Here is a 15,481-nt window from a genome sequence, read left to right as displayed (position 1 = left end):
CGATTTTCTTGTAGACAATCTTTCCCTCCACCTGCTTGAACTGGCTGTTCAGCATGGCTTCAATAGTAGCGGTGTCATCAGTGGATTCGATAACAACCCCTACGCGTCCTCCCAAAATATTCGAAGAGGGTTTTCCCTTAGAGTCGGTCGTACGACTGAATTCATACTCGGAGTGCAGCACATCATACTCTTTTCCTGCAAATTCCAATGTTGCTCTAAATGATGCCATAATCAATGAAAATTTAAAAGTTTAACAATGGTTTTTGAATATCTCTCCTCTCTTTTTTGAATTCAGTTCTTATGGGATAAAAACAAAAAAGAGAAAACTTCAAAAATGATCTTTTGAAATTTCCTCCGGTAATCTTCTGTCTGATTCCTGTTTTATTTCTGGGGAGAAAAAGAAGGAAAATAAAACATCATCTTTGTTATTCGCAAACATAAAAAATAGGAATGACAAATCCAAAAAAAAACTGATATTTTTTTATTTGGATTATTAATAGAAGCTCTCTGCGTTTTTTCTCATTTTGACACACAACGGAATTTTGTCCCCAACTTGCAACATATGTTAAATATACCTGTTTGAACTTCATACGGGAAAACATTTCTTTTAATATAGCTTGCATGTTTAAATTCTTTTCTCTAAATTGCCCCAGACTTAAACAAATCTTAATCTAATAACAATGTTTTTAAATTTAATAAGTTATGGCACTTGTAGATTTATTTTATCCGGACAACAAAAACCGGTTGGATCGATTGAACAATTTGGTTTATCAATGTAATGCTTATCAAGGGCTTGTTACCGATCAGAAAACAGAATACGACAATCTTGTTAAAACGGCTAACGAGCAGATCATCAAGGCTTTTGGCGACATGAAAGAATCAGAGAAAGTAAAAATAGAACTTCCTGATGGGACATTGGCCATAGAAATTGTAGGATTTATAGCTTCCTTGTTCGCAGGCGGAGTGGCTATAAAAGGGATGAATATCGCATGGAAATCTTGGATGCTGAGCCAAGGCCGTATCGGTGAAGCCGCATTGGTGAAATTGATAGGTTATCCTACTTGGTTCAAATTTGCCCGCTTCGGGGGCATGATAGCTATTACCATTGCTTTAGATGCTATTATTACGGCTATTACAGGTGCAGTGCAGAGGGATGAATTGCGCAAAGGCATTCACGATTGCCTTGCTCCGAGAAAAAATATCTTCAAGGCTTATAAAACTAATGAAATTTTATTAGAGGCATTAAAAAGTATCATCGCTTTATTTGAATTTCTGAATCCAACAGAAGAGGAGGCAAAAATGGTGATAGATAAAGCTGTGGCAAAGGCCCAAAAGAAAATTGAAGCCATTACAGATGAATACATTGAAAAGTTCTTAGCTGAGAAAGATACTCGTGAAGGTGCTTGGACAAAGGAAGACCATATATTGGGCAGCCTAACGATAAACAGCCTGCAGGATATCGAAGCAATGGAAGTGGCTCCTGTGGACTATTTGGATGGAAGCTTAGTAGCTGCCGAAGGCGAGAATGCCATTTACCTTATCATAGGGGGCAAACGTTGCCTTATCCCCAACATGAACACCTATCAGGCGTTATTTGCTGGAACGGATTCCATACACCGGGTCTTGAAAGTTTTCCTTGACTCTATGCCTGAAGGCGAACCCTTGTCCGAGTCGGCCTGTTTGATGAAGTGTGATGAAGAAATCTACTTCTACTCTGGTGCGAAGAAGCATCTCATCCGTTCTATAGGCGATTTCAATAAAGTTGGATTCAAGCATAACGATATCCTGAACGTCACTCGCCAGCAAGCTGACAATATCGAATCCGCCGGTGAATTCATCGTGGCTGACTGGTAATCGGCTTTCTTTATAATTTTTATCCTTAAAATCACGCAGATATGAAAACAGAACTTAAAAACATTGAACTCTTGGCCGACTCGCGCGACAAGGTCATCGATATGCCACAAGGTTATTTACTCTCTTGGTTTTGCACCACTCAAGCGGCTTTCCGTATTACCGTTACCTTAAAAGACGAATGTACTACTTATTTCTCGGGCAGTAAAGCGTCTACAGACATAAATCCTCCTTTGGCGCAAGGTTCCGCAGTCCAGCTTGGCAAAGAATTGCGCATGCTAATAGATATTCCCCAATCCGTGAAGATTCGGATGGAATCTAACAAGAACTTCGTTGAGGTAGACGGGAAAGAAGTAGCCCGCTGCTACACTTGGCTCATAGAAGACCAAGACGATGACGATTTCAATGACATGCATCTCAGTCTAATTGGTTGGAAAAAGAAAGGATAATCTCTGTATTGGGAGGTATATATAAAGATGCCATAAGCTGTAAACCTCCTGCACATTTTAATTATCCATACAACAAAGGGCTGTTTCAAGTTTATTTGAAGACAGCCCTCTTTTTGATTATGCCTAATTGGGCAGTTCTATACCCATTTCCAAAAGCTTTTTCCGAATATCGGTTTCCCGAATGCATTTTTCATATATTTCTTCCAAGACCTCCTGCATGTCATCCACTTTGGTAAAATGAAGCTTATCACCTCCCTGTATTTCCAGTTGCCTGATAATACTTGGGAAAATCCCCTTCAACAATCCGATAGTGACGGCACCCTGCAATGGGTCTACTTCGATTGTAATTTTTTTCTTTTCACGAGTCATAAATCTAATTTAATTAATATTATTACGTTTCCAATACCAAGCTATCAGGAGTGAACTTGTTGCTAAAATAGCCACTCCGATTATCCACAGGTAAATATATGTCTCCCTTTGGTTCCGTTCAATTATGCCGGCCTGTTCCTTATTCAACACAACTAAACAGTTGATCTGTTCCTGCTGGATACGGAGCAATCTTTGCATTTCTTTATTGACAGCCTGTTGTTCGCTTAATGAAGCGGATATGTTTTTGAAGTTCCTATTTAGGGTATATTCATCCTTCAAGTATCCCATGCTTCTCACTTGCAATCCTTGCAACTGGATACTATCCTGATTTTCTATCATGTGTGGAAGAGGTGCTTTTTCACGGGCATAATGGTTGAAAAACAAAATACCAATAAGTATGCCGCTCAATAAAAATGCCACCAATGCTATAGCCACACAAAGAAGATTATTTTTCTGTACATTTCTGCCATCCACTCCTTTACATCGTTTTTCTGATTGGAAAGACGGGGTATGTACATCGGCATTTTCCTGTACGCTCTCTTGAGTGTTCATTTCCCGTTCCTGTATTTTCTTTCTTTTGGACATCTCAATGAATTCACGTTTGCTTATCTGATATTTGTCAGCCTGACACAGAACCAGATCGTTTTTCACCAGCCAGTCCAAAACCTCACGTACACTACGCTCGGTCACTTTGATATCCTTGACAAGCCAGGCAATCCCACTACATGTAGTCCATGTAGGAGTCTGAAGATTTTTCTGATAAAGTATCTCTAAAATCTCTTCTTGTAATGATTCTTTGGTTGATTCCATATTCTAAGGTAATAAATGTTTGGGAATAAAGTAATAAGTATTTCCTGCGATTGTCACAGTTTTATAAGAACCTTGCAAATACATACCTTCCAGCGTTTTCAACTTCTCAATGGTTGCCGGATAGATAACATGGAAATTATTTTTTCTGCACTTTCTGGTTCTCAAACGCCGTGCCTTTAGCTCATGGAACAATTCTTCATTAACTTCTATACCGGTTCCGTAATAAAAGAAATCGGCTACAACCGCATTTTTGCGCAATACTTTGCGATGAAACTCCCGGTTCTGATTCTTTCTTTGCTTTTTGTACACTTTGCGAAGTACCCGAAACTCTTTCTTCTGAATACTGCCTGAGAATTCCGGCAGAAGCCCCCGATAGTTTTGAAGCAGGTTTTCAAGTTCGGCTTCACTGAACAGGTAACCATCCTTGTATCTCTGCATTATAGAATCCGGAACAGAGAGTTTCGTGAAATAGACATCGGATATGCTATTACGGTCAATACGTTCCAACCGCATGGAGTCTGCCAGTTCCGAACGCATGAATATCTCTCTCAAATCATGGGTGGGACGGCTGCGTAATGTGCCAAGTCTGCTTTCATGGAACAACAAAGAAGTCAATAAAGTATGATTTATTGTCTGGATCTGTGAATTAATGGAATCCAAAGCAAGCTCCAATGTCGTGTTTTGAAGCTCTCCCCGACCTTTAGGAAAGAGAATGCCTCCAAAAGAAAGACTGTTGTTCGGTACATCAAACAGATAGACATTGGCATCTTCCGTTTCCATGTTTCGAAACAGTTCGAGTTTCACCAGTTTGTCATCCACGATATAATCGGCCGTGGAATTGGTATATTCTTTAGAGAGTTTATCAAGAATGAACTTAGCCTGTAAGATAAAATCCTGATAGGGCGTATCGTATGAACGTTTTGTCTGAACAAACAGGAAACCGCCGGATTTTCTCCCGATTTGAGCAATCAGCTTATCCTTCAAATCCAGTTTTTGCCTGCTTCCTAAAACAATAAACAAGTTCTTGTCGAATACAGCACCGCTGACATCCTCCAGAATTCTTTTCAGAGCGGCTTCAAGTCCCGCACCGTCATCATAGCGTGATTTATATGAAATGCTGTCATTATTGATAAAATCAAGCCATTCGGAAAACTCAGAGAGCAGCGAAGAATAACGATTCCCCATAGGTGATACGCAGGTAGCGGTAAAGGCATAGTCTACCTCCGGTGAAAATTTTAATTTCATATTTTGCAATGTGTTACAAAATATATTAGCCTGTTTCTGCTCGGAATCAAAATACAGGAAATGGACATTGACCAATTTGTTTTCTTTTTCCATTCGCCTGATATCCCCGGAATGTATATTTCCGCCTTTGATATTTATAAGGTTGTTCCACTGTTTGCTCCAAACCAATAACGGGATATTTATTTCTGTGTTTTCCGATGCGGGAAAATGACAATCCCGCCTATTACCCATATAATCGAACAGCACCGGTGATTGCAGATTGGTTTCATGAATATAAAAAGTATCCAAAGCGTGCGTAACCCCCAAGATAGAATCGGAAACATTTTCAATACCAGTTAGAAACGCCCGGTTTTGCCCGACTTCAGCAAGTAAATCGGCAGGTATCCATCCTAAGATTTTTCTGGAAGCATCTTCCAAGGAAGGAGAATCGGAAATCAGAACGGAGCGTTTGCTTTTGTCATATTTGTAAGCATAGACTATTTGCCCGTTCAATACACCTCCATCCACCCGGTTCTTCAAGAATGGTTCGCCATAAACGCTTAAAGTATCCCCCCTAAAATATCTGGATAAACTGAAAAGCCGGCTCAAATCCGTCATTCCAATCCGGTATTTTATTGGCCGGTTATTTTTTTTGTCCACATAGGCGTGATTGTTCATCAGGACATTGTCAACTGGTATCCAGCCGGCATAATCAACCTTGTCCGGGTCTTTGAAATGTCTTTTTTTATTTAGAAGAAAGCTATAAAATACTTTGGGCTTACCAAGTATATCCGGCTTGACTTCTACCAATTTATAGGTCCCGTTTTTTTCTCCTATGACATAATATGGTGTTCCTATATTCTCTTTCTTCCTTTTACGCTGAAAATAAGGATCTTCATAGGCTTGGTTTCCATTTCTGTCAGAATATACAATCAAATTGCTCCGATCCTTTTTCACGGAAGGGCGTTTGTCCGTATCAGGATGGTAGTTGAAAACATTTTTCCCGACAATTCTCGTTTTGTTCCACGCCGAAACCTGCCCATGGACAGGAATGGAACAAATGCCCCCCGTCAAAACAAAGAGCAGTATGCATATGTGGTAACGATATGACTGTTTCATTTTTCTGTATAACTTTGAGTTACTTGTATCGTAGAAATACACGAAATCCTGTCGATATGGACTTCATCGATTTGGATATGTTTCTTACTGTTGCTTTCCAAAAAATGGAGTCCCTGACAATATCCGGTAAAATCGTTGTATTTTTCACCATTGACCACCACTGCTACACGATCAGCGGGAATACAAAAATATTTATTCCGGATATAGTTGACATGTTCATAATAAACACCATGCTGGGACACTTTGGCATTTGCAATGGCCTGCAAGTGTTTCCGGATATCATCCTGCACAAGCGTGATAGAATCGACAGTAACCGTTTCTTCCGCTTTCTCAAAGCGGGGCAGGATAGTAATATGGTGTTTTATCGGGTATTTTGTTGTATTGGTCTGTAATGTAACCGTATATTCTCCCGGTGTTTCATAGGTGTAAACGACCTGCTGGTCGTACGCATCCACCGTGCCGCTTTCGCCAAACTCCCATAACCATGTATCCATCCCATATCCTTCCGCTGCAAATACCAGTTCCTCACCCTGATATCCCTCGGATGTGCCGTATATGCGCGGAACAGAATCGATGGCCGCCCGATCAGTTCCGGAAATAACTTTAATGTATTTGTTTACGGAATAATTGTTATCAATAGCCAAAGTGACCAGATATTTCCCGGGCTGTCGGTACGTATACTTTATATCCCGCCTGCCTGAGAGAACATCTCCATTACCCATTTGCCAGACCAGATTCCTTCCTTTGACTGCCATCGTATCGTTTACCATGAATTCCAACTGTTCGTTCACCTCATAATGATAGTTGTCGTTAGTGTCGAACACATAGAAGTCAATATTGCCAAGCTTGGATTTTGATGGCAGGAACAATGCTATGACAATAGCGCCTATGGCCAATATACCCAGTGCAATGACCGTAATTTTTCTTTTATCATCCATATTGGTTATATATTAGCTTTACATTCTTCCAGATCTTTCTCTATAAGTTCGTTATTGCGTATCAGACTATTAAGTTCCTCCCTGATGTCGAATTGGATTTTTAAGGTTTTTGAAGCCAAGATTCCGAACAAGAATTTCGAACTCATACTATTTTGGGTGTAAATATCACGCAAATGGGATATCTCACCTTTGATTTCATCCATACGCTGTACCTGATGAACATTAAAGTCCAACGAGTCTATCTGGTTCCATATAACCTTAGACCGTTTCCCATACTCCTTTTGTTTCTCGAATACCATTTCCGAATGATTGATATCCTTGATCAGATCGGAACTTTCTTTCATGGGCACATCAAAAACATATTTGCCCAGAATAATAAAAATAAGCAGAACGGAGAATCCCAGCAATAAGACAAAGCGGACGTTTCCCCAAATATTTTCATCTTTCGTCATGGCTTGTTCAATTTGTTTTTTGTTAATTCCTGATATTTTTGCCGGCATTTTTCCAGTTGTTCGACATTGGATTCCCGCTTTTTACTTTCCCGGTCGAGATTATCCATTGTAGACTGGATTGTTTTTATCTGTTCAAGCATAATCCGGTATATCTCGTGATTCTGCATGTTCTGCGGGGAACTTGCGATCTCATTTTCCATAAGCAACCGTTTTTTGGTAATCAAGTTCTGCATGTGCTTATGTTCGCTCGCATTCCTCCGCTTGACCTTCAAACTGTTCAAATCACGAAACAACCCTTCTATTTGGAAATTGAATTCGGCCTGTTTCTTGAACAATTCGTCATACTCCGTTTTTTTGCTTTCGAGCAGCGCAATACCTTTTTGAGCCGTGATTATCGAAATGCTTCCACATAATGTGACTATAACCAATGTGGCGACAAATATGATAAGAAAGGCCCATTTAGCCTGTTGGCGCTCATCCATGTTTGAAGCTTCCATATCTTAAGATTTAGTTAACATTAGCATTACATGAAAGACCATTTCTTTTTCTTCTCTTCAGGAAGAGGAGAAGAACTTTCCTCGCTCACTACAATGTTTTCGCGAACCAGTCCAATGTATTCCAATTCTCCCATTTTGTGGAACATCGTTCCTAAAAGTGTCATGAATCCTCCCAACACGCGCAACGACGCCCCTATGTCTACGTGGTTATAAGTAATGCCAACAACACTGTCTATGCTGTGCATAAAATCCGACGGTGTGATGTTGGTCCACTCATAGTAATATTGCAGCAATTCTTCGCGTATCGTTTCCGGAAGTGTTTGCAATGCGGAAATAAGCCCGTTGGCCAGTTCATTGACAGTTTGTACAAGAAAAATCGGAGACTGCTCTTTGGCAATCTGCTCGATAAAGAAAATATGTCTGTCATAAAAACCGGTGAAGGCTTCACATAAAATAAACGTATTGTTGGCTAAAACATCCCTGCGCTTATCAGACAAATTTCGGCTATAAATCAACCGTATGTCTTCTTTTATGGCATGAAGCGTATGCGTCAGCTGACTGATAAATACCTTTACTCCGTCATGGTGAGCGGCTTTCTGCAAGGGAGGGATATATTGACGGTCAATGGAGAATGTATTTCCATGTGTTTTTATTTCTCCTATCACTAAAAAATTTTTATTGTAGAAAGTCTTGTTTACCTGAACTTTAGGAAGAAGATGCAAGTCTATATGCGGCAAGACATACGGGTGATGCAACGGAACTTCCTCGGGATCCGGCTCTCCGACAGGAATCAGCTTGTTCGGGTTTACAGCGACCAAAATAAGATAAGAATTATCATCCATAGGCAGAGGATTCTTATCGGTCAATGTGGCCGTCGGCACATAATCTCCATATAGACCCTCATAAAAGAGAACGGGTAAACCGCTCCGGGTTATTGCATTGCACATTTTTAGTCTGACGGACAATGTGTCAAGCGATTCTCCGTTAATGGCAAACTCTACATTTTCGTTTGAATTATCAAACGATTTTCCCAATCCATAATTGTAGTCTGTCAACCTCTCTTCCGTACTTCTATAAAGTGATTCCATTACACTATGGTAGTTCCCGAAGAAATGGTTTGCGGTCAACTTTAAGCCGTTGACCCAATTAATCGGCAAATGTTCCATTTTCATACCTTTATTCATTTGTTGCAGTAGTGGCTGCTGTTACTCTTCGAATATATATAGGATAGTTGTTTTTTATACCATTCTGCTCACTGGTTTTTTCAGGATCCAGAATGCGTATCCACAAAGGGTAACTGAACCATTTCGTGGTATAAAACATCCATCCGATTTTATAGCCGTCTTTCTCCGTCTCGATTTTATTTTGGGGGAAACGTCTGTTTTGGTCCTCGATGAACCAATTGAACCAGTTCCCTAACGAGATGCCATCGGGCAACCTGACTACCAGCGAAGCGTAGAACTTGTCACCGATCTTCCGATTGATTTTAACCTTTACCGATTTGGATTCAAAGCTGTCGATATTGTCCCAATAGTTACGGTCGAACGTACCGAAAGCCAGTTCCCATGGAGTATAAATCGGAGGTGGAATCAACAGGAACAGTTTTCTACCTAACATTATCATGTAAGGAACCATAATCCAGACCACATTCAAGGCACACCAGAAAGCATAGGGCAAACGGCTTAACCACTCAAACACCAGATAATATATCCAACCGCCCAGCATTCCGGAAATTGACAGCAACAAGACAATCCCTCCGGCTGACTCTCCCAGTCCGATGGCTTTGAATAAGTCCGAACTTGTGAATCTCCAAAAAAGAAAGCCCAAGCAGATATAACATAAAACCGTGAGACTAAGCCCACCCCAAACAAATTCGTTCCGGAGAAATCCCAAAAGGCTGGGCAAAGCGATAATTAAAGCCGCAATAAGTATGAAAATAATGGCTTTTTTCATACTGAGTTTCCGTTTGAGACTTTTCATTCCGTTCAGAATGAAAAGCATGACCACCATAAGCAAGGGGGCCAACAAATATTTGATAAAGAAAGATAGTAATATTTCCATGTTCTACATATTTAAGTTGTTACAGATTCATATCATATCCCAAACGCTTTTCGCCTAAAATGCAGTCGATTTCTCCGACAATTCTATACTTTACATGAATTTTACGGAATGAAAGTATGAAGAATTCCAAAATAGTGGATACGGTTGCAACAGTATTGGTCAGGTAATGATAATCGTCAACTGATTGCGTTTGCTCAAACTCAATCATGGCTTCCAGATCATCCTCTTCGCATTCGACCTCTCCGTTCAGTCCCAGGGTTTCCCCCAATATACCTTCACCAATGGGGTGGTATATGGAAGCTGTCATCACATGCGGAATAAGTTTGAGCTGTATTCTCAGATTCAACACAATGAGGAATATCCGTTCTATTTCCGGCAAATTTTCCTTGTATTTTTCAGCATTGCACAGGAAAAGAAATAATTTGTACTTCTGGTGAGCAGAAATAGATAATGGGACATTCAGAAGTGTTTCAATGATCGAGTTCAAGTTTTCCCGGGATGCGGAATCTGTGAAAAAATTCAGATAGCGGCTGTTTATCTTTACATGTTCCTTGAAAAAAGCCGTATCAAATGGGGAAAAGAATGCTACCAATTCCTTTTCTTTGCTTTTATTGGCGCGTATGGCTTCCACAATCTCCCGGTTGCTCATTCCGGGGGTACTTATAACCAGAGGGTGAAACAGCAATTCCGGCAGTTGATGATATATACTGTTACGGGCCAGATGCAATGTGACGATCTCCTTGTATGAATTCAAGGTGGATACATAACGGACAGAGGCACTCAAAATATCTTTCGACTGTGTACGGGTGTTCATGCCATGACAGATAACCATGACCTGATCCTGTAAATCCTCTCCCAATATGAATTGTAATTCTTCGAAGAAGATCTCAGCGATATAATTGTTGGCCGGGCTACGTTTTAACCGGTTTATTTTCTCTTTTCGAGTTACTGGAGTTCCCATACAAGTTCATCGTTTCTACAGTTTACAATAATGTTGTCTCCGGGCTTGATTTGTTCTGAGACTATAAGCCTTGATATATTCTTTTTAATGTATGTCCGGATAACCCCTGCAATTGGACGCGCTCCGTATTTTGGAGAAAACCCTTTTTGCGAGAGGTGGCGAAGAGCCTCTTCCGACAATTCCAAAGATATATTTTTCTGTTTTAACAACTGGTTTTGCAGGCGTGAAAAATGTAGCAGGAAAATCTCCTGTGCAACCTTTTCATCAATGGGTGAAAACGGAACCACTTCCGTTAAACGTCCTAAAAACTCCGGCCTGAAATATTGGGCCATAACTTCAGTCAATTTTGCTGAACTCGGCGTATGTCCGGCCTGTATCTGCTCAACAATCCACTGGCTGCCGATATTGGATGTGAAAATAATGATAGAGTTGGAAAAATCTCCTTCCCGGCCCAGCTTGTCATGTATCTTACCTTCGTCCATCATTTGAAGGAAGACATCATATACACTGGTATGTGCTTTCTCTATTTCATCAAAAAGGACGACAGAATAAGGCTTTTGTCGGATTTGAGTGACCAAAAGCCCCCCTTCCTCATAACCGACATATCCCGGAGGAGCTCCGTATAATAATGCGGCTGAATGTTCTTCTTTAAATTCTGACATATCAAAACGAATCATGGCTGACTCGTCATCAAACAAAAGTTCTGCCAAAGATTTGGTCAATTCTGTTTTTCCGGTTCCTGTAGGGCCTAAAAAGAAGAATGAACCGATTGGCTTTTTCGGATCGCTCAATCCGCTGCGGGATTCAATAATCGCATCCGATAATGTGGTAATAGCCTTATCCTGTCCTTTGACCCTTTCCCGAAGTTTGCTCTCTATTCCCAAGAGCCTGTCTTTTTCTCTTGCCTGAATTTTACCGATGGGGATATTGGTACATTCAGCCACAATTGCCTCTACTTCTGCCGGAGTCACTTCTTTAATACTGCAAGAGGACAATTCTTCCAATTCGGAAAGTATTTTTTCTATCCATTGGATTTTGACTTTATTGTCATCATCGTCATTCCAGACATAAGTATCTGAAAGTTTGGTTGTAAGAACTGCGCCTGCCTTGTTGAAAATCATACGATAAAACATCTGCAAGTCTGAGTTGCTGATATTGTCACCCTTTTCTTCCAACAAGTTCTGCAATTCTTTTTGAAAATTCTTGATTGTATTTATCGAATTCTTATTGCACAAGCGTACGGCTGCAGCTGTTCTGTCCAAGAGGTCAATGGCAGCTGATGGCAAATTTCGTTCTTTGAAATAGCGTTTGGATAGTTGTATTATATTCAGGACACAGTTATCCGCAATGCTGAGCCCATAATATTCTTCTATTCTATTTTTATGCCGGTAGAGGGAGCATAACAGCGTGGAATGATCCAGTTCTTCTATTTTTATAATATCCAACCGACTTTCTATGGAGTGTTTTTCTATATGTTTCCGATATGCGTCATTAGTAATCGTAAGTATAAGATTACATGCCCCTTCGCTAATCTGTGCGTTGAGGATATTAATCAAAGTGGTCGCCTTTCCTGAAGTTCCATTTTCAAGCAATACCTGCAAATCATCTATTACCAGACCGACACGGTCCAACTGATTCAATTTGTGCATTAAGGCGACAACCTTTTGTGCTATTTCATTTTCTGAAGAAGTTGCAGCAAGCAGCTTGGCTGTATTCAGCCCCACAATAGAAACCTGCTGCAGCAGTTCATCCTTATTATGACAGATTTCTTTCACAAAGGCATCTATAAGGGCTGTTTTTCCTATACCGGAATCGCCAACAATCAGAAGCCCCTTGTTTTCGGAACGTTCCAGACATTCAAGCATCGTCCTTATCTCTTTATCACGCCCGACTACAATCTCCCCGGCTGTGATAGTTGCTTCAGTTTTCAGATTTTCCGCATAAGGGAAGGACGCCAGTATACTGTTTTCCTCTCCTTGATAGGAATAAGCTGGGGTCAAAGCATTGTAAAACTTTAGAATATCCTCTTCGCAAACACCAAGGATTTCGATTTGCTGGTGGGAATAGATAACTCCCTCACGGGATATTGCGGCAAATATGCATAACGCATCAATGCTGTCGCTACCTAATTTGATTTTGGAGCGTTCAGCTTCATCAAAGACCCTGGCCAGATCATCGTCCGGAACAATCTCACTGGAATCACTTTCCGGGGAGGAGTACATTTCCCTACGGGTATCGAACCATTCCATAAGGTAAGCAACATCCTTTTGCATCGAATGCAAAATATCCGAAAGGCCGGTACTCTCTGTCAGCATGGCCAGGACGAGATGGGGTACACCATAAGTGCTTTGTTTTTCCTGACGGGCCATACCTTGGGCAACTTTTATGGCGGCAGTCAGACTGGGGCTATAATCACTGTTTATCATAGAAATACTATTTTATAAGATGAATTACAAACAGAACGTTCTGCCATATCCTTTTCAAGAAAATGGGCCAATACAGATAAGTCCGGTAAGTTTTCTATATCCTGCTTTAATCTGATTTCTATTTGCATAACGCGGGCAAATCCTTTCTTTCTCTCCGGCGAAATGGTAACTCCGTCTTTGACTTGTACAGACTCTACATTATTCCCTATTTTATGGTATATGTAATTTTGAATATCTTGCTTGGAAACAATGCGGTCCCGACTGATAAGACCATATCTGAGACTGTGAATCAAATCGGCATCTTCCGTATGGATCTTTCCTCCTTGTACACGTGTCCTAAATACAAGACTTGCCGCATCATACTTTTCCATATTGAACTGTTGGATGAAAGCTCTTTCATCCAGACCGTTAGCCAATGTTCCGGCAGTTATCCAAAACTTTATTTCTGCGCTTGTAGCATCAGGGTCAGGTACGGTTAATGCGAAGACCCGCTCTCTTTTGTCATTCTTGATTGCCGCTCCGAGATTTTTTTCCACCTCGTTTAGTTTTGAGAATAAATCTTTAAGGGAGGTAGTGAGCATATCCGGATTCAAAGCGGCAAAAGCATTTCCGTCTTCTTTGATCCGCTGTAAAACTTGAGTGATAAGATCAGCCGCATTGTCTGAATCAAAACGTTCCAGATCACCGAAATACAAATCAAAAATTCCTGTCGGATTTTCTTCATATTGTTGCAAACGGTTAATATATTTCTTCCCCTTGTTGTCATAAAGGGAGCGTATGCTTAGAAAATACGAACCTTTAGGACTGGGTAGAGGGATGATACGACCGTTGCTTGTGAAATTGTGCTGTTTATAAAGCATCCTTCTATTGACAACGGGAAACGTATTCAAGTAAATATCCAAATCCTCAATGCAGGTAGTATTGTTAAATACTTCTGGTAATTTGATCTTAATCCAGAAGTATTTTCCTTTTGTATCTACATCTTTAATAGGCTCCTTAACTGGAAATAATTGTTCAATCGTTTGAGGCATTTTGTTCGCTCCAGCCAAGTTTATTTTGAAATAATAGTTGCTATAAAAGCTTTTAATCTCTTCGTAATAATGGGCGTTATTAAATGAATCCGGAATATCAATTCCATGCATTACCGGCAACTCTTTACCTGTGCAGTCATAAAACTGGGCCATTTTCAAAAAAGTCAATAGGAATGCATCATGGGGAACCAGGCAAAGCGTTATGTCTTGTAGCCCCGCCAATTGCTTTTCCTCTATAGAAACCCCAAGCCATACAACATAGGATTCCACCTGATTTTTCTTAGTTAAAAATTGGGTGGAATAAGAGTGTTTTTCCGAGTTTATCTTGATGGAATCTCCATAAGCGACTAAACTAATTTCGGCATTGATCAGAGGATAAGAGAAAAGAGGTGTAAAAAACACCTGAACACTTTCCTTTCCAAAAACAAATTTTTCCGTATAGAAATGATCTTCCGCATCAAGCACACACGATTCTTCCGAGCTGGGATTAACAGACATCAAAGCGTGTGCGGGAATCGGTAGCGACCATTTATTATCGATAAGAATTCGAGACAGCTGATACAATATGCGGGAATCAAGTTTTTTTATATCTTGATGAAGACGGGCTGATTCATAGGCAAAAACATCCAATAACAGATCAACTACCGGATCCATATTGCGGGAATCAGTAATGCCCCAGGACTCCATTGCATACTTTAATATCCGCTCTTTTATTTCGATCAATTTTCTATCTGCCATAAATACTCCTTATTAATTATTGTGAAAGCGGACTAATATAAACAAGTGTACTGAAATGGAACGGCTGGTCTGTCAGACCAACTCTACCCGTAACCGTTATCTGGGCTTTACGGCGTATATGCGTATTCCTCTTGTTATCACTGTCTATTTCTGAGAGGTGAACATCGACTTTGACATCAGTCAGTCGTCTTTCATAAGTAAGGATGGACTCAGTCAGGGATTCCTGAACCTTGGTTTCCCAATCGCTTATTTTCACCAGCTGGCTGAACTCAAGTTCCCAAATGACAGAGCCATAGTCTTCTTTGCCGACAACTTCTCCATGATGGGAAACTATCAGCAACATTATCTGCTGTGCGATAGACTCTTCAAAAGAGCAGCGTTTCAACTTTCCGTTGACAGCAGACTGTAAACTTACTGGTATTTTTAGATAACTCATATTCTATTATATTACCCACGTTTGCAAATATAATGTTTTTGAAATATAACGGCTATATTTTTCATAAATGCTGAATTCAACTTGCAAATGCAACAGAATTCTGATTAATAATTTGTTTA

The 15,481-nt window shown here is 40.3% G+C and carries 15 protein-coding genes; 2 read left to right on the top strand and 13 right to left on the bottom strand.

Going from position 1 to position 15,481, the window contains the following annotated elements; translation table 11 throughout:
* A partial coding sequence (gene tssD / locus DXD78_RS21255) for a type VI secretion system tube protein TssD (RefSeq protein ID WP_304650829.1) occupies positions 1 to 229 on the bottom strand: 229 nt, incomplete at its 3' end.
* Between the two features lie 473 nt (positions 230 to 702).
* Between tssD and DXD78_RS05025 the strand changes: the two genes are divergently transcribed.
* Complete coding sequence (locus tag DXD78_RS05025) at positions 703 to 1,854, top strand: hypothetical protein (RefSeq protein WP_101602693.1); 1,152 nt, start codon at positions 703 to 705, stop codon at positions 1,852 to 1,854.
* Between the two features lie 41 nt (positions 1,855 to 1,895).
* Positions 1,896 to 2,300 (top strand): hypothetical protein, encoded by a 405-nt coding sequence (locus tag DXD78_RS05020; protein WP_101602694.1) that lies wholly within the window; start codon positions 1,896 to 1,898, stop codon positions 2,298 to 2,300.
* Positions 2,301 to 2,423: 123 nt separating this feature from the next.
* Here DXD78_RS05020 and DXD78_RS05015 read toward each other — a convergent pair whose 3' ends face one another.
* Genes DXD78_RS05015 through DXD78_RS04960 form a run of 12 tightly spaced genes read right to left on the bottom strand, consistent with a single transcriptional unit; the run spans position 2,424 to position 15,362 of the window.
* Positions 2,424 to 2,669 carry a hypothetical protein gene (locus DXD78_RS05015; protein ID WP_101602695.1) on the bottom strand — a complete coding sequence of 82 codons (246 nt, stop codon included), beginning with the start codon at positions 2,667 to 2,669 and terminating at the stop codon, positions 2,424 to 2,426.
* Between the two features lie 9 nt (positions 2,670 to 2,678).
* Positions 2,679 to 3,479 (bottom strand): DUF5457 domain-containing protein, encoded by an 801-nt coding sequence (locus DXD78_RS05010; protein WP_101602696.1) that lies wholly within the window; start codon positions 3,477 to 3,479, stop codon positions 2,679 to 2,681.
* A gap of 3 nt (positions 3,480 to 3,482) precedes the next feature.
* Complete coding sequence (gene tssR / locus DXD78_RS05005; protein ID WP_117652554.1) at positions 3,483 to 5,822, bottom strand: type VI secretion system protein TssR domain-containing protein; 2,340 nt, start codon at positions 5,820 to 5,822, stop codon at positions 3,483 to 3,485.
* Positions 5,819 to 6,760, bottom strand: coding sequence for a PKD domain-containing protein (locus DXD78_RS05000; protein WP_101602699.1), 942 nt, complete (start codon positions 6,758 to 6,760; stop codon positions 5,819 to 5,821). The genes tssR and DXD78_RS05000 overlap by 4 nt, the downstream gene beginning before the upstream one ends.
* A 5-nt stretch (positions 6,761 to 6,765) precedes the next feature.
* Entirely contained in the window at positions 6,766 to 7,212 is a 447-nt protein-coding gene (gene tssO / locus DXD78_RS04995) for a type VI secretion system TssO (RefSeq protein WP_101602700.1), read from the bottom strand.
* A complete protein-coding gene (locus tag DXD78_RS04990) occupies positions 7,209 to 7,709 on the bottom strand; it encodes a type VI secretion system TssO (RefSeq protein ID WP_101602701.1) in 501 nt (166 codons plus the stop codon). The genes tssO and DXD78_RS04990 overlap by 4 nt, the downstream gene beginning before the upstream one ends.
* Positions 7,710 to 7,735: 26 nt before the next feature.
* Positions 7,736 to 8,881 carry a hypothetical protein gene (locus DXD78_RS04985; protein ID WP_101604271.1) on the bottom strand — a complete coding sequence of 382 codons (1,146 nt, stop codon included), beginning with the start codon at positions 8,879 to 8,881 and terminating at the stop codon, positions 7,736 to 7,738.
* A gap of 4 nt (positions 8,882 to 8,885) precedes the next feature.
* Positions 8,886 to 9,770 carry a TssN family type VI secretion system protein gene (locus DXD78_RS04980; protein ID WP_101602702.1) on the bottom strand — a complete coding sequence of 295 codons (885 nt, stop codon included), beginning with the start codon at positions 9,768 to 9,770 and terminating at the stop codon, positions 8,886 to 8,888.
* 19 nt (positions 9,771 to 9,789) lie between these two features.
* The gene (locus DXD78_RS04975) at positions 9,790 to 10,731 is read right to left on the bottom strand and encodes a hypothetical protein (RefSeq protein WP_101602703.1); all 942 of its coding nucleotides are present in this window, start codon (positions 10,729 to 10,731) and stop codon (positions 9,790 to 9,792) included.
* On the bottom strand, positions 10,716 to 13,157 hold the full coding sequence (locus DXD78_RS04970) for an AAA family ATPase (RefSeq protein WP_101602704.1): 2,442 nt from the start codon (positions 13,155 to 13,157) through the stop codon (positions 10,716 to 10,718). Before DXD78_RS04970 ends, DXD78_RS04975 begins: the two co-directional genes overlap by 16 nt.
* The gene (locus DXD78_RS04965; RefSeq protein WP_101602705.1) at positions 13,154 to 14,926 is read right to left on the bottom strand and encodes a type VI secretion system baseplate subunit TssF; all 1,773 of its coding nucleotides are present in this window, start codon (positions 14,924 to 14,926) and stop codon (positions 13,154 to 13,156) included. Before DXD78_RS04965 ends, DXD78_RS04970 begins: the two co-directional genes overlap by 4 nt.
* 16 nt (positions 14,927 to 14,942) lie before the next feature.
* Entirely contained in the window at positions 14,943 to 15,362 is a 420-nt protein-coding gene (locus DXD78_RS04960) for a GPW/gp25 family protein (RefSeq protein ID WP_101602706.1), read from the bottom strand.
* Positions 15,363 to 15,481 lie beyond the last annotated feature (119 nt).

The sequence above is a fragment of the Bacteroides sp. D20 genome (genome assembly GCF_003436255.1).
In the GTDB taxonomy this organism is placed as follows: Bacteria; Bacteroidota; Bacteroidia; order Bacteroidales; family Bacteroidaceae; genus Bacteroides; species Bacteroides uniformis.
This window is presented reverse-complemented; position numbering and strand designations above follow the sequence as displayed.

Coding starts and splice junctions, on each gene's coding strand:
- DXD78_RS05025 (WP_101602693.1), top strand. CDS start 703: ATGGCACTTGTAGATTTATTTTATCCGGACAACAAAAACCGGTTGGAT.
- DXD78_RS05020 (WP_101602694.1), top strand. CDS start 1,896: ATGAAAACAGAACTTAAAAACATTGAACTCTTGGCCGACTCGCGCGAC.
- DXD78_RS05015 (WP_101602695.1), bottom strand. CDS start 2,669: ATGACTCGTGAAAAGAAAAAAATTACAATCGAAGTAGACCCATTGCAG.
- DXD78_RS05010 (WP_101602696.1), bottom strand. CDS start 3,479: ATGGAATCAACCAAAGAATCATTACAAGAAGAGATTTTAGAGATACTT.
- tssR (WP_117652554.1), bottom strand. CDS start 5,822: ATGAAACAGTCATATCGTTACCACATATGCATACTGCTCTTTGTTTTG.
- DXD78_RS05000 (WP_101602699.1), bottom strand. CDS start 6,760: ATGGATGATAAAAGAAAAATTACGGTCATTGCACTGGGTATATTGGCC.
- tssO (WP_101602700.1), bottom strand. CDS start 7,212: ATGACGAAAGATGAAAATATTTGGGGAAACGTCCGCTTTGTCTTATTG.
- DXD78_RS04990 (WP_101602701.1), bottom strand. CDS start 7,709: ATGGAAGCTTCAAACATGGATGAGCGCCAACAGGCTAAATGGGCCTTT.
- DXD78_RS04985 (WP_101604271.1), bottom strand. CDS start 8,881: ATGAAAATGGAACATTTGCCGATTAATTGGGTCAACGGCTTAAAGTTG.
- DXD78_RS04980 (WP_101602702.1), bottom strand. CDS start 9,770: ATGGAAATATTACTATCTTTCTTTATCAAATATTTGTTGGCCCCCTTG.
- DXD78_RS04975 (WP_101602703.1), bottom strand. CDS start 10,731: ATGGGAACTCCAGTAACTCGAAAAGAGAAAATAAACCGGTTAAAACGT.
- DXD78_RS04970 (WP_101602704.1), bottom strand. CDS start 13,157: ATGATAAACAGTGATTATAGCCCCAGTCTGACTGCCGCCATAAAAGTT.
- DXD78_RS04965 (WP_101602705.1), bottom strand. CDS start 14,926: ATGGCAGATAGAAAATTGATCGAAATAAAAGAGCGGATATTAAAGTAT.
- DXD78_RS04960 (WP_101602706.1), bottom strand. CDS start 15,362: ATGAGTTATCTAAAAATACCAGTAAGTTTACAGTCTGCTGTCAACGGA.